This is a genomic window from Marivivens sp. LCG002, assembly GCF_030264275.1.
GTDB lineage: Bacteria > Pseudomonadota > Alphaproteobacteria > Rhodobacterales > Rhodobacteraceae > Marivivens.
The window spans coordinates 176,740-194,947 of record NZ_CP127165.1 but is presented as its reverse complement, the minus strand read 5'-3'; the positions used below and the strand labels follow the sequence as shown (position 1 = coordinate 194,947).

Annotated in this window: 21 protein-coding genes; 6 read left to right on the top strand and 15 right to left on the bottom strand. The window is 57.2% G+C overall.

Annotation, left to right across the window (positions count from 1 at the left end):
• Positions 1-134: 134 nt before the first annotated feature.
• On the top strand, positions 135-1,820 hold the full coding sequence (locus QQG91_RS00980; RefSeq protein WP_285771123.1) for an acyl-CoA dehydrogenase family protein: 1,686 nt from the start codon (positions 135-137) through the stop codon (positions 1,818-1,820).
• Positions 1,821-1,868: 48 nt separating this feature from the next.
• Here QQG91_RS00980 and recO read toward each other — a convergent pair whose 3' ends face one another.
• The 12 genes from recO to folK all read right to left on the bottom strand — a co-directional run bounded on the left by recO (position 1,869) and on the right by folK (position 11,583).
• Positions 1,869-2,597, bottom strand: a complete 729-nt coding sequence (gene recO, locus QQG91_RS00975; RefSeq protein WP_285771122.1) for a DNA repair protein RecO — start codon at positions 2,595-2,597, stop codon at positions 1,869-1,871.
• Positions 2,594-2,920: a DUF1491 family protein gene (locus QQG91_RS00970; protein WP_285771121.1), complete on the bottom strand. Its 327-nt coding sequence runs from the start codon at positions 2,918-2,920 to the stop codon at positions 2,594-2,596. Before QQG91_RS00970 ends, recO begins: the two co-directional genes overlap by 4 nt.
• A 61-nt stretch (positions 2,921-2,981) precedes the next feature.
• A complete protein-coding gene (gene era, locus QQG91_RS00965) occupies positions 2,982-3,896 on the bottom strand; it encodes a GTPase Era (protein ID WP_285771120.1) in 915 nt (304 codons plus the stop codon).
• Positions 3,893-4,573 carry a ribonuclease III gene (gene rnc / locus QQG91_RS00960; RefSeq protein ID WP_285771119.1) on the bottom strand — a complete coding sequence of 227 codons (681 nt, stop codon included), beginning with the start codon at positions 4,571-4,573 and terminating at the stop codon, positions 3,893-3,895. Before rnc ends, era begins: the two co-directional genes overlap by 4 nt.
• Positions 4,570-5,610, bottom strand: a complete 1,041-nt coding sequence (gene lepB, locus QQG91_RS00955) for a signal peptidase I (protein ID WP_285771118.1) — start codon at positions 5,608-5,610, stop codon at positions 4,570-4,572. The genes rnc and lepB (QQG91_RS00955) overlap by 4 nt, the downstream gene beginning before the upstream one ends.
• 12 nt (positions 5,611-5,622) lie before the next feature.
• Positions 5,623-6,465: a signal peptidase I gene (gene lepB, locus QQG91_RS00950; protein ID WP_285771117.1), complete on the bottom strand. Its 843-nt coding sequence runs from the start codon at positions 6,463-6,465 to the stop codon at positions 5,623-5,625.
• Positions 6,466-6,530: 65 nt separating this feature from the next.
• The gene (gene acpS / locus QQG91_RS00945; RefSeq protein WP_285771116.1) at positions 6,531-6,938 is read right to left on the bottom strand and encodes a holo-ACP synthase; all 408 of its coding nucleotides are present in this window, start codon (positions 6,936-6,938) and stop codon (positions 6,531-6,533) included.
• Positions 6,939-6,940: 2 nt separating this feature from the next.
• Positions 6,941-7,687 (bottom strand): pyridoxine 5'-phosphate synthase, encoded by a 747-nt coding sequence (locus QQG91_RS00940; RefSeq protein WP_285771115.1) that lies wholly within the window; start codon positions 7,685-7,687, stop codon positions 6,941-6,943.
• A 27-nt stretch (positions 7,688-7,714) separates the two neighbouring features.
• On the bottom strand, positions 7,715-8,371 hold the full coding sequence (locus tag QQG91_RS00935; RefSeq protein WP_285771114.1) for a DUF2062 domain-containing protein: 657 nt from the start codon (positions 8,369-8,371) through the stop codon (positions 7,715-7,717).
• 15 nt (positions 8,372-8,386) lie between these two features.
• Positions 8,387-10,513, bottom strand: coding sequence for a RelA/SpoT family protein (locus tag QQG91_RS00930; protein WP_285771113.1), 2,127 nt, complete (start codon positions 10,511-10,513; stop codon positions 8,387-8,389).
• 33 nt (positions 10,514-10,546) lie between these two features.
• On the bottom strand, positions 10,547-10,900 hold the full coding sequence (gene rpoZ, locus QQG91_RS00925) for a DNA-directed RNA polymerase subunit omega (protein WP_285771112.1): 354 nt from the start codon (positions 10,898-10,900) through the stop codon (positions 10,547-10,549).
• A gap of 98 nt (positions 10,901-10,998) precedes the next feature.
• Positions 10,999-11,583: a 2-amino-4-hydroxy-6-hydroxymethyldihydropteridine diphosphokinase gene (gene folK, locus QQG91_RS00920; protein WP_285771111.1), complete on the bottom strand. Its 585-nt coding sequence runs from the start codon at positions 11,581-11,583 to the stop codon at positions 10,999-11,001.
• 94 nt (positions 11,584-11,677) lie between these two features.
• Here folK and QQG91_RS00915 point away from each other — a divergent pair, with 94 nt between their 5' ends.
• The gene (locus QQG91_RS00915) at positions 11,678-12,253 is read left to right on the top strand and encodes a LabA-like NYN domain-containing protein (protein ID WP_285771110.1); all 576 of its coding nucleotides are present in this window, start codon (positions 11,678-11,680) and stop codon (positions 12,251-12,253) included.
• Between the two features lie 38 nt (positions 12,254-12,291).
• Here the strand turns inward: QQG91_RS00915 and QQG91_RS00910 are convergent, their stop codons facing one another.
• Positions 12,292-12,789 carry an anthrone oxygenase family protein gene (locus QQG91_RS00910; RefSeq protein WP_285771109.1) on the bottom strand — a complete coding sequence of 166 codons (498 nt, stop codon included), beginning with the start codon at positions 12,787-12,789 and terminating at the stop codon, positions 12,292-12,294.
• Positions 12,790-12,872: 83 nt separating this feature from the next.
• On the opposite strand from QQG91_RS00910, the gene QQG91_RS00905 reads away from it, so the two are divergent.
• Genes QQG91_RS00905 through rnhA form a run of 4 tightly spaced genes read left to right on the top strand, consistent with a single transcriptional unit; the run spans position 12,873 to position 15,348 of the window.
• On the top strand, positions 12,873-13,436 hold the full coding sequence (locus QQG91_RS00905) for a TetR/AcrR family transcriptional regulator (RefSeq protein ID WP_285771108.1): 564 nt from the start codon (positions 12,873-12,875) through the stop codon (positions 13,434-13,436).
• Positions 13,433-13,876 carry a YqaA family protein gene (locus tag QQG91_RS00900; protein ID WP_285771107.1) on the top strand — a complete coding sequence of 148 codons (444 nt, stop codon included), beginning with the start codon at positions 13,433-13,435 and terminating at the stop codon, positions 13,874-13,876. Before QQG91_RS00905 ends, QQG91_RS00900 begins: the two co-directional genes overlap by 4 nt.
• A gap of 54 nt (positions 13,877-13,930) precedes the next feature.
• Positions 13,931-14,881: a 4-hydroxy-3-methylbut-2-enyl diphosphate reductase gene (ispH, locus tag QQG91_RS00895; RefSeq protein WP_285771106.1), complete on the top strand. Its 951-nt coding sequence runs from the start codon at positions 13,931-13,933 to the stop codon at positions 14,879-14,881.
• Positions 14,878-15,348 (top strand): ribonuclease HI, encoded by a 471-nt coding sequence (gene rnhA, locus QQG91_RS00890; RefSeq protein WP_285771105.1) that lies wholly within the window; start codon positions 14,878-14,880, stop codon positions 15,346-15,348. The genes ispH and rnhA overlap by 4 nt, the downstream gene beginning before the upstream one ends.
• Positions 15,349-15,409: 61 nt before the next feature.
• On the opposite strand, the gene xylA is transcribed toward rnhA, so the two are convergent.
• Both xylA and xylB read right to left on the bottom strand, forming a co-directional pair.
• The gene (gene xylA / locus QQG91_RS00885; RefSeq protein WP_285771104.1) at positions 15,410-16,711 is read right to left on the bottom strand and encodes a xylose isomerase; all 1,302 of its coding nucleotides are present in this window, start codon (positions 16,709-16,711) and stop codon (positions 15,410-15,412) included.
• Positions 16,712-16,733: 22 nt separating this feature from the next.
• Positions 16,734-18,173, bottom strand: a complete 1,440-nt coding sequence (xylB, locus tag QQG91_RS00880) for a xylulokinase (RefSeq protein ID WP_285771103.1) — start codon at positions 18,171-18,173, stop codon at positions 16,734-16,736.
• Between the last annotated feature and the right edge of the window lie 35 nt (positions 18,174-18,208).

Here is an 18,208-nt window from a genome sequence, read left to right as displayed (position 1 = left end):
AGCGGTATTCATTCAAACCTACACGCAAAATCGGTCGCGACACTTTAGTATGATTTTTAATAATTTTACGAACTAATATTGCGCTGCGACTGCGAAAGGGCTATTTCTGCACAAGCAAAAAAGGAGCCCTTCACATGCCCCATGACGGACAGGACGTATTCATGAAAGCCAACCCGCTTCTCGATAACCTTCTGGAGTTGACGGCGGCAGCCGTTCCTGCAGCCGATGCCGTTCTGTCCAGCGCTACCGAAGTGCTCAAGTCGCTTGTAACGAAGGACGGACGCGTTTCAGGCAAACTTGTCGAAGAGAACCAGAGCGCCGCCCATGGTCTTGCGTGGCTTGCCACCTATGTCGAAGCACTTCGCCAGATGGACGGCTGGGCAAGCACGCTGAGAACCGAGGGGAAATTCGGCGAGATCGAACAGCTCCTTCTCCAGATCGCTTTCGGCGAATACCTGAACCATATCTCCGGCGGCATCCCGATGTCCCAAGGCGAAATGTTCCGTATGAGCGAGCTTGGTCTCGAGGACGCGCTGAACGGCTTCCGCAATGACGCTGTTTCGACGCTGATGGTGCGCGGCAATACCCAATCCGCCCGGACTCGCCTTGTTGAACTGATGCAGGAGCAGTCTGCAAACATCACCGTCGGAGCGACGGGCCTTGACGACGAGCTCGAGATGATCCGCGAGCAATTCCGTCGCTACGCCGTGGAGAAGGTAGAGCCTTTCGCCCACGAATGGCACCTCAAGGACGAGCTGATCCCGATGAGCGTGATCGAAGAGCTTGCCGAAATGGGCGTCTTCGGCCTTACCATTCCTGAAGAATTCGGCGGCTTCGGCCTCCCCAAATCCGCAATGGTCGTCGTCTCGGAAGAGCTTTCGCGCGGGTATATCGGCGTTGGCTCACTCGGCACCCGCTCTGAAATTGCGGCTGAACTTATCCTTTGTGGCGGCACCCAAGAGCAAAAGGAAAAGTGGCTTCCCCGTCTTTCGTCGGGTGAAACGCTCCCGACTGCCGTGTTCACCGAACCCAATACGGGTTCCGACCTCGGCTCTCTGCGCACCCGCGCTGTCAAGGACGAGAACGGTGACTACAAAGTAACGGGCAACAAAACGTGGATCACCCATGCGGCCCGCACCCATGTCATGACGCTCCTCGCCCGCACTGACCCTGCGACAAGCGACTACAAAGGCCTGTCGATGTTCCTTGCCGAAAAGACACCCGGCACAGACGAGCATCCCTTCCCGACCGAGGGGATGACGGGTGGCGAGATCGAAGTGCTCGGGTATCGCGGGATGAAAGAATACGAACTCGGCTTTGATAACTTCCACGTCAAAGGCGAAAACCTCCTCGGCGGCGAGGAAGGGAACGGCTTCAAACAACTGATGCAAACCTTTGAAAGCGCGCGGATCCAGACCGCCGCCCGCGCCATCGGTGTTGCACAATCGGCTCTCGATGTTGCAATGCAATACGCGAACGACCGCAAGCAGTTCGGCCAATCGCTGATCAACTTCCCGCGCGTCTCAGGCAAGCTAGCGATGATGGCCGTCGAGATCATGATTGCGCGTCAGCTGACTTATTTCTCGGCGCGGGAAAAGGATGCCGATCGCCGCTGCGACCTTGAAGCGGGGATGGCGAAACTCTTGGGGGCCCGCGTTGCTTGGGCGGCTGCGGACAACGGTCTTCAGATCCACGGCGGCAATGGCTTTGCGCTGGAATACAAAATCAGCCGCATCCTTTGCGACGCCCGCATTCTCAACATTTTCGAGGGTGCCGCAGAAATTCAGGCGCAGGTCATCGCTCGGCGCTTGCTGGGTTAAATCCTACCGTCTGGAAAGTAAAAGGCCGGCGCTCCCCCGCCGGCCTTTTTATTGCAAGGATGCGATCAGATCCCTAAGCCGCGAACGTGCGGGCGGCATGGGCCGTCCCGACAAATTCGCAAGGACTTTATGCTCGAAAAAATAGCCTGTCGTCGCGAGCGCCTTGGCGATTTCGGGTCCCGAGGCATCTCCCTCGCCTTTAAGAACGGGCGGTAAATCAAGCATACGGTGCGCCCATTCTCCCGCCCCCTGACGGCTCACGGCGCGCCCTGACTTCGGCGAGATGAAGCAAAGCTCTTCATTCACACCCGTTGCGGCACAAGCCGACAAATCAAGGCCAAATCCCAATTCTTCCAGAAGCGCCATTTCCCATTGAAGATAGGCCAATGGCCAGACATCGCTTTGCCCCAGAAGATCGAGAAGCGCGATGCTTTTTGCATAGAGGATCGGGTGCGGCTCGCGTTCCGGCAAAGTCGCCGAAAGCAGCGCGCAAACCGCATTAAGCCCCCCAAGCGCAAGACGGTCATTCATGACCTGCGCGGCACGAGACCGCAACGGCTCGACGCTGAAGCTTCCAAGGTGATCATCGAGACGCGCCTTCCAGGTCACATCAAGCTGTGTTCCGGGCTGAAGGTTTGCAACCTGCTTGCGACTGGCGCCACCACGAACAACACCTGCGTGACGACCATGTGTCTCGGTAAAGACCTCGACGATGACGGATGTTTCTCCGTGCGGACGCGCCGCGATCAAAGCGCCCTGATCCCGCCACTCGATCATTCGAGACCGGGCTCGTCAAGCATATGGCGGCCCTGCCTGCTCTCGACTTCGATGACCCAAAGATCGGGATCGAAGTTGCGCTGCTTGTTGATCGAGGCATCGACCTCGGTCTCGGGGCCCGAACTCAGGGCAACCCAAGCGCGCTCTCCCGACATCAGATCAAAGCTTCGCTGGTAACAGGTCGCGCGCCCGTCGAGTGTGTTGAGCTTGATAAGCACTGCACCCGCAGTCACATCGCCCTTTTTGACGACGAACGCAGGTATGTCCTCGGTGCGCAAACGCATGAGATAGGCCGAAACCCAGATTTCCGACGTAAGCCGCATGTCTTCTCCAACTCGCCCCACGACAAAGAAGCAAGAGACGGGACTCAAATCAAGTCTGGCGTCAGTTACCGTCTTTGAAATCAAGGCCCATTTCGGAATAACGCTCGGATTCTTCGAGCCAGTTTTCTCGGACTTTCACCTGAAGGAACAAGTGCACCTTGCGGCCGAGGAACTCTTCGATTTCTTCGCGCGCGGCGCGGCCGACAGACTTGATGGTCTCGCCTTTGTGGCCGAGCAAGATCCCCTTGTGACCATCACGCGACACATAAATCATCTGATCGATCCGCGCAGACCCGTCGGGGCGTTCTTGCCAGCTCTCGGTTTCGACGGTGAGCTGATAAGGAAGCTCCTGATGAAGCCGCAACGTGAGCTTTTCACGGGTCATCTCGGCGGCAATCATACGCATCGGCAGGTCGGCAATCTGGTCTTCGGGATAGAGCCACGGACCGGCAGGAACCTCCTTGGCCAACCAGTGCTTGAGTGCATCGCACCCGTGCCCGCGCTCGGCCGAAATGAGGAAGGTTTCGACAAAGGGATAAGCCTCGTTCATCGCCTTGGTGAGCGCCAGAAGCTCTTCGGCCTTCACCCGATCGATCTTGTTGATGGCAAGGGCGACTGGAACTTGCCCGACACGCTCGCTCAAGGCCTCCAGAATGGCTTTGACACCATCGGTCTGACCGCGATGCGCCTCGATCAAAAGAACAACGACATCGGCATCAGCGGCACCACCCCAAGCGGCTGCGACCATTGCGCGGTCAAGACGACGACGGGGGCGGAACAGACCCGGTGTGTCCACAAAAACGATCTGGCTGTCGCCATCCAGAGCGACCCCGCGAATACGGGCCCGTGTGGTCTGGACCTTGTGGGTCACAATCGAAACCTTGGCTCCGACCATACGATTGAGCAAAGTCGACTTGCCTGCATTCGGCTCGCCAATAAGGGCCACAAAGCCCGCGCGGGTATTCTCTTCGGTCATGATGTTACCTTGCTCAAAAGAGCCTTGGCCGCAGCTTGTTCAGCTTGGCGTTTGGAACCGGCGCTTGCCCTTTCGGAAGCACCCGAGGCCAGTTGGACCTCGATGGTAAAGATTGGCTGATGATCAGGGCCAGAGCGCCCGATCTCGGTATAGACGGGTGGCGTTTCTCCGCGGGCCTGCGCCCACTCTTGAAGCGAGGTCTTGGGGTCGCGCGCGTCCTCTTCGACCTGGTCGATCCGATCGCCCCAAAGTCGCAGCACCACGTCGCTTGCCGCCTTGAAGCCGCCGTCAAGATAAACCGCCGCGATCAAAGCTTCCATGGCATCGCCCAAAAGCGCTTGTTTGCGGCGGCCACCTGATTTCATTTCGGACCGCCCCAGACGGAGCACCGAGCCAAGCTCCACCTGACGGGCGACATCTGCGCAGGTTTCCTTGCGGACGAGCGCGTTGAAACGCGGCGCAAGCACACCCTCGCTCGCCCCCATGTCCGCGCGAAAAAGAGCCTCTGCCATCACAAGGCCGAGCACGCGGTCGCCCAAAAACTCGAGACGCTGGTTGTTGTCACGATGCGGCGAGGACATCGAGGGATGCGTCATGGCACGCACAAGCAATTCCGGCTTGTTGAACTGATATCCAATCCGTTCGCAGAATGCTGTGAGTTCGACCGACAGTTTCATTCGATTCCTACGAAAATTCTATTCACGCGCATCGTCCAGATCGCCCAAGGCCAAGCGGACGACACCGAATAGAGCACAAACAACGGATGGCCAATCAGATTTTCGACCGGAACAAATCCCGTTCCGCCTGCACCAACGGCGATCCTGCTGTCTGCTGCGTTATCACGATTATCGCCAAGCACAAAGACATGGCCTTCGGGAACCGTGAACTCGCCCGTTTGATCGAGCGCGGTCTTTCCGATGTTCAGGATCGGATAGCCAACCCCGTTCGACAGAGTTTCTCTCTCTTGGGTCTTCCTGCAATTCGCGAACTGCCCCACGGCTCCGTTGGTGCATCTGGGAAGTAGTCCAAGAGGTCCCTGTGGTTCCATCACCTCGTCAAAAAAGCCATCCGAAGCCGTTTCTGCCTCGACCCCGTTGATCCAGAGAGTGCCGCCTCGCATCTGGACGCTGTCACCCTCGATCCCGATCACACGGCTCACCGTCGGGATACCGGAAACAGGATGCCGAAAGACGGTCATCTCACCAACTTCGGGGTCGGTCGTGAACACGGTCGTGATCACATAGTCCCCGACGAGCAGGTTGGGCTTCATCGCACCCGAAATGACGAAATAGGGGCGCCAGAACACACCCGTCAACATCACAAGCGCAACGACCGCCGTAGCCACCTGTCCCACAAGACGCCAAAGCGTGGAATAGATGGGACGCTTGTAGCCCCTCGACTTGAACAAAAGCACAAGAAGAAAGACAAAGGCCACATAGGGCACGACGACAAGCCAGACCAGCCAGCCATTCCAACCAAGATCATTGATGCGGCGCACAAGGTGCCCCACCAGCGGAATGAAAAAAAGCGCAGCGAACAAGATAAGAAGGCTGCGCGCCCAGAGCGCGTCATAGCCTATGTATCCGAGCAGAGCCGAGATCGAAGAAGGCAAAATTCCCGAGAACAGAACAATCCCGAGTTGCCGCCGAGAGGTTCGACCATTCCAGTCGAACCCGTCGAGGAACAGTTTGATCGGGTTGAGGGAAAAATACATTGCTGCTCTGGTTTACTCGACAACCTCGAAAAAGCGATCCATGCGCCACGTCCAGAACGCAAGCATGGAACGGCCTGCAGAACTAAAGATGATGCGATCCGCGCGCCCGACCAAATTCTCTGCGGGCACGAATTCTACGCCACCTTCGCTCTGCGGGAAGCGGCTGTCGACCGAGTTATCACGGTTGTCACCCATAAAGAAATAATGACCCTCGGGAACCGTATAGACACCCGTATCATCGGCACGCTGCACCGCAATATTGAGGATCGAGTGCTTTGCACCGTTCGGCAAGGTCTCGATATAGCGTTCTTTGATACAGGTATCGCCTTGGCTCGTGACGGTGTTTGCACAACGCGGGATACTGTTTTGTGCACCCTGCGGTGCATAGGGTTCTTCAAAGTCGGCAACGCGTTCCAGCTCGACGGGCGAACCATTGATGTGAAGAACGCTGTCGATCATCTGGATACGATCACCGGGCTTGCCGATAAGACGCTTTACGAAATCAACACCCGTGACCGGATGGCGAAAGACGATCACATCCCCAACCTCAGGCTCGGACCCGAGGAAACGCTTTTCCGCTCCTTTGAAGACACCGCAGAAATCTTCTGCATCAATGTCGACACCGAGCGAGGGGATCTTGATCGACGGGCAAGAGGCATAGGAGTAACCATAGGCCATCTTGTTCACAAAGAGGAAGTCACCGATCAGAAGGGTGTCCTTCATAGAACCGGACGGGATCCAAAACGGCTGAAAGAACAGCGTGCGGAACGTGCCCGCAATCAGCAGAGCATAGACGATCGTCTTGACGGTTTCTTTAACACTCGCCCAAACGCCTGATTCAAGTTCTTCGCTCATACTCTGGTCCTCTAAAATATCCTGCGCTTCATGCGTGGCGCCCTGCTAGGTGTCAAGTCGGTCCCCTATTGCTCGGGGATCGGCCTTGCTTCGATGACGACAAAGGCCTGAGCCCAAGGGTGGTCATCGGTAAGCGTGACGTGAATGATTGCTTCATGCCCTTCGGGGGTCATCGCGTCGAGCCTGTCTTTGGCCCAGCCAGTCACCTTCATGACGGGTTGACCCGAAGGAAGATTGGACACCGCCATATCTTTCCATGAAATCCCCATCGCTAGACCCGTGCCCAGCGCTTTGGAACAGGCCTCTTTAGCGGCCCACCTTTTGGCATAGGTTCCGGCCACGTCCTTGCGACGTTCTGCTTTGGCCTGTTCGATTTCGGTGAAAACGCGATTGCGAAAACGATCGCCAAAGCGATCCAGAGTGCCCTGGATACGCTCGATATTCGCAAGATCGCTGCCTATTCCGAGTATCACGTTCAGGCCCGTGCTTCGTCCATCAACCGGCGCATTTCCTTGATCGTCGGTCCGAGCCCACTAAAAATCGACTCTCCGATGATGAAATGGCCGATGTTGAGTTCCATCACTTCGGGCAGAGCCGCGATCGGCTGCACCGTCTCGAAGGTGAGCCCATGACCCGCGTGCACCTCGAGCCCGAGACCATGGGCAAAACGCGCCATCTCACGAAGCCGCGCAAGTTCTGCATCGCGCGCGTCAAAACGACCTTCGGCGTGGAAATCGCAATAGGCACCGGTATGAAGTTCGATCACCTGTGCACCGATACGATGTGCCGCCTCGATCTGGTCTTGATCGGCACCAATAAAGATCGAAACGCGGCATCCTGCTTCGCGCAGCGGGGCAATGAAATCGGCAAGACGACTTTCCTCGCGCACAACTTCGAGCCCGCCTTCGGTCGTGCGTTCTTCGCGCTTTTCGGGGACGATGCACACGGCATGGGGTTTGTGACGAAGAGCAATCGCCTGCATTTCCGATGTCGCAGCCATTTCGAAATTGAGAGGCGTGGTCAAAGCCGCCATCAAGCCATCGATATCGGCATCCGAAATATGACGACGATCTTCGCGAAGGTGCGCGGTAATGCCGTCGGCCCCTGCCTCTTCGGCAAGTTTCGCAGCGCGGACCGGATCGGGATAGGCGCTCCCTCGGGCATTTCGCACGGTTGCGACATGGTCGATGTTGACCCCCAAACGCAGTTTTCCGTTCGTCATGGCAATTGCCTCCTCGTCGTGTCGATCCTACCCGCTTAGCGATTGATCGTCAGGTGTTTTGCGCGCGGTTTTGGAAAGCTGTTCAAGCTTGGCGCGAAGCTTGCGCGTTCTGCTGTTCTGATAGGCCCGAATGACGGGAACCGAGAGATAATAAACAAAAGTGGCAACGATCACTCCAGGAATGATCCCGCCGACCATAAAGGGCAGGAACACATCATCGTAAAAAAGTTGCAAGCGCGACCATTCCATTGCCTCAGGCGTAAAGATCGCCTTGAAGTTATGAAGGAGATCCCGCGCGGCGCCATCGAATTTCTGGGACAATGACTTTTCGAAACCGTGTTGTGGACGTGTGCCCAAAAGAAAGTGACCCGTCGTCAAGGACGTGACCGCAATCGGAACATAAGTCAGCGGATTTCCGAAGAATGTGCCCAGCAATGCCGCGAGAATGTTTCCGCGCACGACCCGCGCGATCAGATAGGCGGTTATGAAGTGGAACCCGAAGAACGGCGTAAAGGTCGTAAAGACCCCCGCCCAAACGCCGCGGGCGATTTTCTCGGGTGTATCGGGCAATCTACGAACGCGGTGCTTTACATAGCCAAAGGCCCGCAGCCATCCACCACGCGGATAAAAGAACTCGGCCAGAGCGCGTGCAATTGGTCGCCGATCTCGCCGTTTGAATATCAAGCCCTTGTCCTTGTTCTAATTCGTAGTGGCCAGAGAAGGGTCCCTACGGCGCGAAATGGAGGAAACATTGTTTTCAGCTTCGAGTGCGGTTTGGACGCGATGGAGATGTTCGACATCCCTCAGGTCGACATCAACCATCAAACGGTAAAAATCAGGTTTCCGATCCAAGAAGTTCAAGTCCGAGATATTGGCGTTCTGCTCGCCGATCAAGGTGCATATTCTCCCCAGGACGCCCGCGTCATTGCTGATCGTGAGGTCAAAGGTAACCGTGTTCTTGGCCGAGTGCTTGCCGTCTTGCCATGTCAGATCGACCCAACGCTCGGGTTGTTCCTCGAAATCGGCCAAAGCTTCGCAATCAATCGCGTGCACCACAACGCCTTGGCCGCGATAGGTGATCCCGATGATCCGTTCACCCGGAACAGGTTGGCAGCACGAGGCGCGGCGGAACGACTGGTCAGGCCCGAGCCCGACAACAGCACGGTTGGTCTCGATTTCCTCGCCGCCTTTTTCGGCAAGCTCGGGATAAATCGCCCGCACCACTTCGCGTGCGGTGAGCTCTGCGCTGCCCAATCGGGCCAGAAGCTCGTCCACGCTTTCCACCGCGAGCGTCTTGGCCGCGGTGCGTAGTGCCTTTTCCGTCGCCTTTTTGCCGACGTTCTCGAAGGCAACCCGCGCGAGTTCGGCGCCAAGCTTGATGAACCTCTCGCGGTCCTCTTCACGCAACGCGCGTCGGATGGCGGTTTTGGCGCGACCCGTCACGGCAATATCGATCCATGTGGCCTGAGGGGTCTGACCCTCGGCGGTGATCACTTCGACAGACTGGCCGTTCTTGAGGCGGGTCCAGAGCGGAACCCGAAGCCCGTCCACCTTGGCCCCGACGCAGGCCGCACCGATGCGCGTGTGGATCGCATAGGCAAAGTCGATGGGCGTTGCCCCACGTGGGAGCTTGATCACATCCCCCTTGGGGGTGAAACAGAACACTTGGTCCTGATACATCTCGAGCTTGACGGCCTCGAGGAATTCATCGTGATCGCTCTCGTCGTCAAGCCGCTCGGTCAGCGAGGAAATCCAGCGCACGGGATCAACAGCAAAGCGGTTCTCGACGCGCTCGCCGTTCTTATAAGACCAATGCGCTGCGACCCCTGTTTCTGCAACCTCGTGCATCTCGCGGGTGCGGATCTGGACTTCGACCCTCTTGCCATCACGGCCCGAAACTGTGGTGTGGATCGAGCGATAGCCGTTCGACTTGGGCTGGCTGATATAGTCTTTGAAACGACCAGGCACCGCGCGCCATCGTTGGTGCACCGCGCCGAGCACGCGATAACAGTCGGCTTCGGTTTTGGTGATGATGCGGAAACCGTAGATATCGGACAGGCGGCTAAAGCCCTGATCCTTTTCCTGCATCTTGCGCCAGATCGAATAGGGACGCTTGGCGCGGCCATACACGTCGGCCACAATACCCACAGCCTCCAACTCGATCCGCATGTCGGCGGTGATCTTTTCGATCACATCGCCCGTTTCCTTCTGTAGCGTGATAAAGCGGCGGATGATCGAATTGCGCGCTTCGGGGTTGAGGACGCGGAACGCGAGATCCTCAAGCTCTTCGCGCATCCATTGCATACCCATGCGTCCCGCAAGTGGGGCAAAGATATCCATGGTTTCGCGGGCTTTCTGGGCCTGTTTTTCAGGGCGCATCGACTTGATCGTGCGCATATTGTGCAGTCGGTCGGCAAGCTTGACGAGCATAACGCGCAGATCCCGCGACATCGCCATGAAAAGCTTGCGGAAATTCTCGGCCTGCTTCGAATGCGCAGAGGTCAGCTGGATATTGGTGAGCTTTGTCACACCGTCGACAAGTTCAGCGATCTCGCGACCGAACCGACGCTCCACCTCGGCGAACGAGGCTTTGGTGTCCTCGATCGTGTCGTGCAGCAATGCAGTGACCAGCGTTGCATCATCCATCTGTTGATCCGCAAGGATCATCGTAACGGCAACGGGATGCGTAAAATAAGGCTCGCCGGAATGGCGAAACTGCCCCGTGTGCATTTCCTCGCCAAAGGCAAATGCATCCCGAAGCAGCTTTTCATTTGTTCTGGGATTGTAGGCGCGGACCAGTGAAACCAGATCGTCTGCGGTCGTCATCTGATCCTTCGCCCTCAGAACAGGGAGCGGCGCTTAGCGCTGCCCCTGAGCTTCCATAAGTTGGCGAAGAAGACGCTCTTCGGACATATCGTCCTCGGCAGGCTTGTCCATTTCGGCGCCCATCAGCAGAGCCATCGCGTCGTCCTCGGGCTCATCGACCTCGATCTGGGTCTGGAGAGCCTCGATCTGGCGCTCGCGAAGATCGTCTGCCAGCTGGGTTTCATCTGCAATTTCACGAAGTGCAACGACGGGGTTCTTGTCGTTGTCACGCGATACAGTCAGCGACGAACCGGCCGAGATTTCACGGGCACGATGCGCGGCAAGCATTACCAACTCGAAACGGTTCGGAACCTTGTCGACACAATCTTCTACGGTCACGCGGGCCATCAGCGCACTCCAATATCTCTGAACTACAGTCCTAGGAAGCCCTCGACATACGCGCAACAATAGGGATTGACAAGGGGAAAGCTGTCACAGTTGGGCGATCAAATCGCTCTTATTTCTGCTTTTTCGCTTTCCGAAAGGGCATCCAGCATCTCCGTTACGGTCAAACCGAGAATCGGGTGACGCCAATCAGGAGCAATCTCGGCCCAAGGCACGAGAACAAAAGCCCGATCCTGAAGTCTCGGATGCGGCAGCAAGAGCTCGCTTGGCGCTTCGGACATTTGACGCTCCATCGGCAGGTCGATCCAGGTCCGCACAGTTTCCACATCGGGAAGAACACAGCCCTCTGTCGCGACGAGATCGAGGTCAAGGGTTCGCTGCCCCCAACGCACCTCTCGGACACGACCGAAATCGGCCTCGATCAGGTGCAAACCGGTTAGAAGATCACGCGGTTCAAGGTCGCTGCGCACAGCGATAACCGCATTGACGTAATCGGGGCCCGCGCCCGCAGGAAAACAGGGCGTCTGGTAAAAACTACTCGTTACATCAACAAAACACAATCTTTCGGATATTGCGGAAATCGCCTTTTGAAGTATGCTTGTTGAACTTTCGTCCATAGTGACCGCATTACTGCCTAGGGCGATGTAGCTAATTAGTGTTTTTCTACCAGTCTGTTTTCTTTCCACTTTTCAACACCACCTTTATTTTATTGCAGGCCCTTCGGATCGAAACACGAGAGTGACGCTCGCGCCGCTGGGTCGTTTTTGAAAGGACTTTTTAATGTTTTACCGCGACGAGCGCCTCGCTCTTTTTATCGACGGATCGAACCTTTATGCCGCTGCAAAGGCACTCGGTTTCGATATCGACTACAAACTCCTGAGGCAAGAATTCATGCGCCGTGGCAAATTGCTGCGCGCCTTCTATTACACCGCACTTCTCGAGAATGACGAGTATTCGCCCATCCGCCCGCTGGTGGACTGGTTGAACTACAACGGCTTCACGATGGTGACAAAACCCGCCAAAGAGTTCACCGACTCGATGGGACGCCGCAAGGTCAAAGGCAACATGGACATCGAACTCACTGTCGATGCGATGGAGCTAGCACCCTATGTCGACCACGTCGTGCTTTTCTCGGGCGACGGCGACTTCCGTCCGCTGGTCGAGGCCCTGCAGCGCAAAGGCGTGCGCGTCTCGGTCGTCTCGACGATCCGCAGCCAGCCACCGATGATCGCAGACGAACTTCGCAGACAAGCCGATAACTTTATCGACCTCGACGAACTCCGCGATGTCGTCGGACGCCCGCCGCGCGAGAGCGGCGATGACCGTAGGCCGGTCTCTGAAATGGTCGAAGAATAATCAGGGGCGCCTTGTGGCGCCCTTACTTTTTGCCGCTATCACTTTCGTGCAAGCTCGAAAATGCCGATGCCGACAAGGATAAGAACGACACCGGAAACCAGCGTCCTGATTTGGTTGAAAACCTGCCACCGATCAGAGTAATCGGACCATATTTCGCGCGCAGATGCGATATCCTCTGGCACGATCAGTGCTCCAAGAGCTTCATTCATCGGAACATTGACAACCATCGTCAAAACCATTCCGCCAAGCGTATAAAGCAAACCACCCGAAACGAACCACTTTGCCGCACTTCGGTTTTGCGAGCGAAACGCGAAAACACCCACGAGCAGAAGCACCGGCCCCGTTCCAAAGAATGCAGGCGCAAAGATAGCGTTCCGCACGCTAGCGTTCATCGCCTGCATAGCTGCGATCGCCACCCGCGGATCGGCGGCATCGAGCCCCCACATGGTGGAACAAACCCAAGCATAAAAGAACCCGAAGATCGCTCCTGAGAGGACCAACCCCAGAAAAGCCGTTCCGAAAGTAAGTCTCGACATAATCACTCCTTAAAACTGTAATTCAAATTACGGATTGTCATTTGCGTAATTTAGATTACGGATTCGAGCAAGGAGAAAATCGAATGCGTGATGAAGCCCGAGAGAAACGACGCGACGAGATCGAGAAGGCAGCCTATCAGATCCTTGAGCAAAAGGGATTTGCAGGGCTGTCGATCCTTGCGGTTGCCAAAGCCGCCAAAACCTCGAACGAGACGATCTATCGCTGGTATGGCGACAAAATCGGCTTGTTCCGCGCTCTTATTGACCGCAACGCCGATGTGATCGCCGACCGCATTTCCGACAAAGCCGATCTTGTATCCTTGGGGATCACCTTGCTTGCCACGCTTACAGGTCCAAGAGCGATCGCACTCAATCGCGCCGCCGCTGCCGACCCGAGCGGAGGACTAGGGCGCGCAATTGCCGAAGGTGGACGCGCACGGATCATGCCAAAGATCGCCTCTGTGACCGAGCGTACAAGCCTGAGCGGAAACCCTTCGGAAATCGCCGAGATTTGGATTTCGCTTCTGCTTGGCGATTTGCAGGTAAGACGCACCAACGGCTCACTTGATCCCCTTACCGATGACGAGCACAAGGCGAGAAGCGCGCGCGCTTTCGCTATTATTACAAAACTATATGGCGGCGAATGATGGTCGAGCTTGGGCTCTTTGGAATGTTCATCGCCGCCTTGGCGGCCGCAACGGTTCTGCCCCTTCAATCCGAGGTCGTCTTTGCCGCTCTTCAGATCGCGGGCAATCAACCGCTTTGGCTTTTGGTTGTGGTGGCAAGTGTCGGAAATACGCTCGGTTCGGTCATTACATGCGCGATGGGACGCGGGATCGAGCGCTTCCGCGAGCAGTCATGGTTCCCCGTCTCGCCCGAGCAACTTGACCGCGCACAGGCGGTCTATCGTAAATGGGGCCTCTGGTCCTTGCTCTTCACATGGGCTCCTCTCGGGGATGCCATCGCGCTGATCGCGGGTATCATGCGCACCCCTTGGACGATCTTCATCGCACTTGTCGCGCTCGCCAAAACGGGTCGCTACATCGTTCTGGCCCTCATTACCGAGGGTGTAATCTCTGCGCTCTAGTCTGGACGAAACCAGCCCGCTGTCTTACTTGTCCCTCAGCAAGGAGACGTCCCTATGACCAAGCCCCCTCTCACCCTCTATCTCGCCGCACCACGCGGATTTTGCGCCGGCGTTGATCGCGCGATAAAAATCGTCGAGATGGCGCTCGAGAAATGGGGCGCGCCCGTCTACGTCCGCCACGAAATCGTGCACAACAAATTTGTCGTGGACAGCCTCAAGAACAAAGGCGCTGTCTTTGTTGAAGAGCTTGACGAATGTCCGACGGATCGGCCCGTGATTTTCTCGGCGCATGGCGTCCCCAAATCCGTCCCCGCAGAGGCGGCGCGTCGCGAGATGATCTATGTCGATGCGACCTGCCCGCTTGTCTCCAAAGTCCATATCGAGGCCGCGCGTCACGCCGAAGAAGGTCTCCAGATGATCATGATCGGCCACGAAGGCCACCCCGAAACCATCGGAACCATGGGCCAGCTTCCCGAGGGTGAAGTGCTCCTTGTCGAAACCGTGGAAGACGTCGCCAAAGTTGCGGTCCGTGACCCCACTCGCCTTGCCTATGTGACCCAGACCACGCTTTCGGTCGATGACACCAAGGACATCGTCGCAGCGCTTAATGAACGTTTTCCCGCAATCGTCGGTCCGCACAAAGAAGACATTTGCTATGCCACCACAAACCGTCAGGAAGCGGTAAAGGCGATCGCACCCAAATGCGAAGCGCTCTTGGTGGTCGGCGCCCCCAATTCATCCAACTCCAAACGCCTTGTCGAAGTCGCCGCAAAAAACGGCTGCTCCTATGCCCAGCTTGTGCAACGGGCCGACGACATCGACTGGCGTGCAATCGGAACGATCAATTCGGTAGGCATCACGGCGGGCGCCTCTGCTCCCGAAGTTCTCATCAACGAGGTGATCGACGCCTTTCGGAGCCGTTTCGACGTGACGGTCGAGCAGGTCGTCACAGCCGAGGAAAACGTCGAGTTCAAAGTGCCCCGTGTCCTAAGAGACCCCGCATGAGGCTCTTTGCCTATACAGACGGTGCCTGCTCGGGAAATCCCGGACCGGGCGGTTGGGGCGCACTCCTGATCGCACGCGAAGGAGACGAGATCCTCAAAGAGCGCGAACTCTACGGCGGCGAGCAGGAAACCACCAATAACCGCATGGAGCTTTTGGCCGCGATCACCGCGCTCGAAACGCTCGAACGCCCCTCGACGCTCACCGTGATCACGGACAGTGCCTATGTCAAAGACGGCATTTCGTCTTGGCTCTTCGGCTGGAAGAAAAAAGGCTGGAAGACCGCCGCAGGCAAACCCGTCAAGAACGAAGACCTTTGGCGACGGCTCGACGAGGCCACCAAACGGCACACCATAACTTGGGAATGGGTCAAAGGACACGCGGGACATCCCGAGAACGAACGCGCCGATGAACTCGCACGGCGAGGCATGGCCCCCTTCAAAGAGCTGCGCGACTCCGCCGCCAAATAGACCCGAAAACGAACAAGGGGCGCATAATGCGCCCCTTTCCTTTGAAATCCGCGGTCTGCCGTCAGAGATAGCGGTTCACCAGATTTTCAAGACGTTCCTGACGACCCGAACGCGGTTCGGGGTTGATGTTCTCGGCAAGAACTTTCGCATGGATGCTTTCGAGATCGCTGGACAAGAGCGCCTTGCCCGCCTCGGTATCCCAGCCTGCATAGCGGGCGCTGCGTGCCTCTTCGAGCTTGCCGTCTTCCAGCATCCGCGCAGCCGCCTTGAGCCCTGCGGCACACACGTCCATGCCGCCCACATGCCCGAGAATGAGGTCTTCTGCATCGAGCGACTGGCGACGGAGTTTGGCGTCGAAATTGGTGCCCCCCGTGGTGAAACCGCCCGCTTTGAGGATCTCGTAATAGGCCAGCGCCGTTTCGGGCACATTGTTCGGGAACTGGTCGGTATCCCAACCCGACTGATAGTCGTTGCGGTTCATATCGATCGACCCGAGGATGCCTAGCTCGCGCGCAAGAGCAAGCTCGTGCTCGAAGGAGTGCCCCGCAAGGATTGCGTGCCCCTGCTCGATGTTGAGCTTCACTTCTTTTTCAAGGCCGAAGTCCTTGAGGAAGCCATAGACCGTGGCAACGTCGTAATCATACTGGTGCTTGGTCGGCTCCTGCGGTTTGGGCTCGATCAGGATTGTGCCTTTAAAGCCGATCTTGTGCTTGTAATCGACCACCATCTGGAGCATGCGGCCCGCTTGCTGACGTTCGCGGCCCATATCCGTGTTCAGAAGGGTCTCGTAGCCTTCACGCCCACCCCAAAGCACATAGTTCGCGCCGCCCAGTTTATGCGTCGCATCCATGTTGGATTTGATCGTTGCCGCCGAGAAAGCAAAGACCTCGGGATCGGGGTTCGTCGCAGCACCCGACATGAAGCGCCGATGCGAGAAGAGGTTAGCGGTGCCCCACAAGAGCTTGGTCTTGCTGTTTTCCATCTTGGCGGCAAAATAATCGACGATCTCGTCAAGGTTCCGCTGGTTCTCTGCGAAAGTGGCTCCCTCGGGGCGCACATCGGCATCATGGAAGCAGAAGAACGGTGCATCGAGGATCTCGTACATCTCGAAAGCAACATCGGCCTTGAGCTTTGCAAGATCCATCGCACTCCCGAACCAAGGCCGGTCAAAGGTGCGGCCGCCGAACGGATCGCCGCCTTCCCAAGCAAACGAGTGCCAATAGGCGATGGCGAACCGAAGGTGCTCCTTCATGGTTTTGCCAAGGATCACCTCATCGGGGTTATAGTGGCGGAATGCGAAATCATTGTCCGTTTCGGGACCTTCGTATTTGATCTGCGGAATGCCTTTGAAGAAATCGGTCATTGGGCTCCCCCCTTTTTACCTGTTAATTCAGCGCTTTGATGGCCTGATAGGCCGCGCGATATTTCGAATGTGCTTCAAGGAACGCATCAGAGAGCCCGACAACAGGCTCGATCATACGTTCGATTTTCGGGGCGGTCGCAGCGCTGCTTCCCGCGCCCGTTGCCGCCATGAGCCCAAGACGCGCGGCGCCGAATGCTCCGCCATAATCGCCAGCAACGGGCAAACCGATTGGCAGTCCGAGCGTCGTCGCAATCGCTTGCACCCAGTAATCGGACTTGGACCCACCGCCCACGGCGATCAGACGCTCGATCCTGGTCCCTGTCGAGCTGAGTGCGTCAAAGCTGTCGCGCACCGCAAAAGTGACCCCCTCCAGAACGGAACGCGTCATGGAAATACGGTCCGAGGCGTGGTCGAGGTGTAGGAACGATGCCCGAACTTTTGCGTCGTTATGCGGCGTCCGCTCCCCCCCAAGATAAGGAAGGAACAGGGTGCGGCTCGGCGCCTGAAGCGGCCCAAGCGCACTTGTGAGATCGGAAGGCTTGGCCTCCAGCACCTTGGCAAACCAGTTCATCGCGTCCGCTGCCGCCAGAATGACCCCCATCTGGTGCCACGTGCTAGGCAACGCATGACAGAACGTGTGCACAGCGCTCGCCGCATCGGGGGTATAGGCATCACAGGCCGCAAAGAGCACCCCCGATGTTCCGAGACTGACAAAGGCATCGCCCTCTTGAACTACGCCGACGCCCACCGCACTCGCGGCATTGTCTCCGCCGCCGCCCGCAACGACCACAGACGAGCTCATCCCCCAAGCAGACGCGAGGTCAGGACGGAGCGTGCCTGAAACCTCGGACCCCTCCACCAGTCGCGGCATGTGCGACCTATCCATATCGGTTGCAGCCAAAAGCGTATCCGACCAATCACGCTGCCCGACATCAAGCCACGAGGTCCCCGCGGCATCGGACATTTCCGCCACATGTTCGCCCGTGAGCCAAAGTCGGAGATAATCCTTGGGCAAAAGCACCTTGGCGAGCTTTGAGAAAATTTCGGGTTCGTTGTTCTTGACCCAAGCCAATTTGGGCGCTGTGAAACCCGGAAACACGATATTCCCCGTCAGCTTGCGGAACATGGGATCTGCATCGAGTTCCGCCGCTTCAACTGCGGACCGCGTATCGTTCCACAAAATGCAAGGCCGAAGCACTTCGTCAGATTTGCCCAAAAGGGTTGCACCATGCATGTGCCCCGAAAGCCCGATGGCTTTCACCGCACCAAGATCGATCTTGCTCCGAAGCGCAGAAATCACCGCCTCGGCCGCAACGATCCAATCGGCAGGCGCTTGCTCGGACCAACCGTCATGCGGTCGGCTTACATCCAAAGGGGCCGTCGCTTCGGCGAGGATGTCCTGATCATCATTGATGACGATCCCCTTGAGCCCCGAGGTGCCAAGATCCAATCCAATATACATTCGCCTCTGCGCTCCATTCGCGTGCGGCGCCTTGT

What these genes read in the sequence shown, in the direction of transcription:
- QQG91_RS00980 (WP_285771123.1), top strand. Translation starts at nt 135, where the DNA reads ATGCCCCATGACGGACAGGACGTATTCATGAAAGCCAACCCGCTTCTC.
- recO (WP_285771122.1), bottom strand. Translation starts at nt 2,597, where the DNA reads ATGATCGAGTGGCGGGATCAGGGCGCTTTGATCGCGGCGCGTCCGCAC.
- QQG91_RS00970 (WP_285771121.1), bottom strand. Translation starts at nt 2,920, where the DNA reads ATGCGGCTTACGTCGGAAATCTGGGTTTCGGCCTATCTCATGCGTTTG.
- era (WP_285771120.1), bottom strand. Translation starts at nt 3,896, where the DNA reads ATGACCGAAGAGAATACCCGCGCGGGCTTTGTGGCCCTTATTGGCGAG.
- rnc (WP_285771119.1), bottom strand. Translation starts at nt 4,573, where the DNA reads ATGAAACTGTCGGTCGAACTCACAGCATTCTGCGAACGGATTGGATAT.
- lepB (WP_285771118.1), bottom strand. Translation starts at nt 5,610, where the DNA reads ATGTATTTTTCCCTCAACCCGATCAAACTGTTCCTCGACGGGTTCGAC.
- lepB (WP_285771117.1), bottom strand. Translation starts at nt 6,465, where the DNA reads ATGAGCGAAGAACTTGAATCAGGCGTTTGGGCGAGTGTTAAAGAAACC.
- QQG91_RS00940 (WP_285771115.1), bottom strand. Translation starts at nt 7,687, where the DNA reads ATGACGAACGGAAAACTGCGTTTGGGGGTCAACATCGACCATGTCGCA.
- QQG91_RS00930 (WP_285771113.1), bottom strand. Translation starts at nt 10,513, where the DNA reads ATGACGACCGCAGACGATCTGGTTTCACTGGTCCGCGCCTACAATCCC.
- rpoZ (WP_285771112.1), bottom strand. Translation starts at nt 10,900, where the DNA reads ATGGCCCGCGTGACCGTAGAAGATTGTGTCGACAAGGTTCCGAACCGT.
- QQG91_RS00915 (WP_285771110.1), top strand. Translation starts at nt 11,678, where the DNA reads ATGTTTTACCGCGACGAGCGCCTCGCTCTTTTTATCGACGGATCGAAC.
- QQG91_RS00910 (WP_285771109.1), bottom strand. Translation starts at nt 12,789, where the DNA reads ATGTCGAGACTTACTTTCGGAACGGCTTTTCTGGGGTTGGTCCTCTCA.
- QQG91_RS00905 (WP_285771108.1), top strand. Translation starts at nt 12,873, where the DNA reads ATGCGTGATGAAGCCCGAGAGAAACGACGCGACGAGATCGAGAAGGCA.
- QQG91_RS00900 (WP_285771107.1), top strand. Translation starts at nt 13,433, where the DNA reads ATGATGGTCGAGCTTGGGCTCTTTGGAATGTTCATCGCCGCCTTGGCG.
- ispH (WP_285771106.1), top strand. Translation starts at nt 13,931, where the DNA reads ATGACCAAGCCCCCTCTCACCCTCTATCTCGCCGCACCACGCGGATTT.
- rnhA (WP_285771105.1), top strand. Translation starts at nt 14,878, where the DNA reads ATGAGGCTCTTTGCCTATACAGACGGTGCCTGCTCGGGAAATCCCGGA.
- xylA (WP_285771104.1), bottom strand. Translation starts at nt 16,711, where the DNA reads ATGACCGATTTCTTCAAAGGCATTCCGCAGATCAAATACGAAGGTCCC.
- xylB (WP_285771103.1), bottom strand. Translation starts at nt 18,173, where the DNA reads ATGTATATTGGATTGGATCTTGGCACCTCGGGGCTCAAGGGGATCGTC.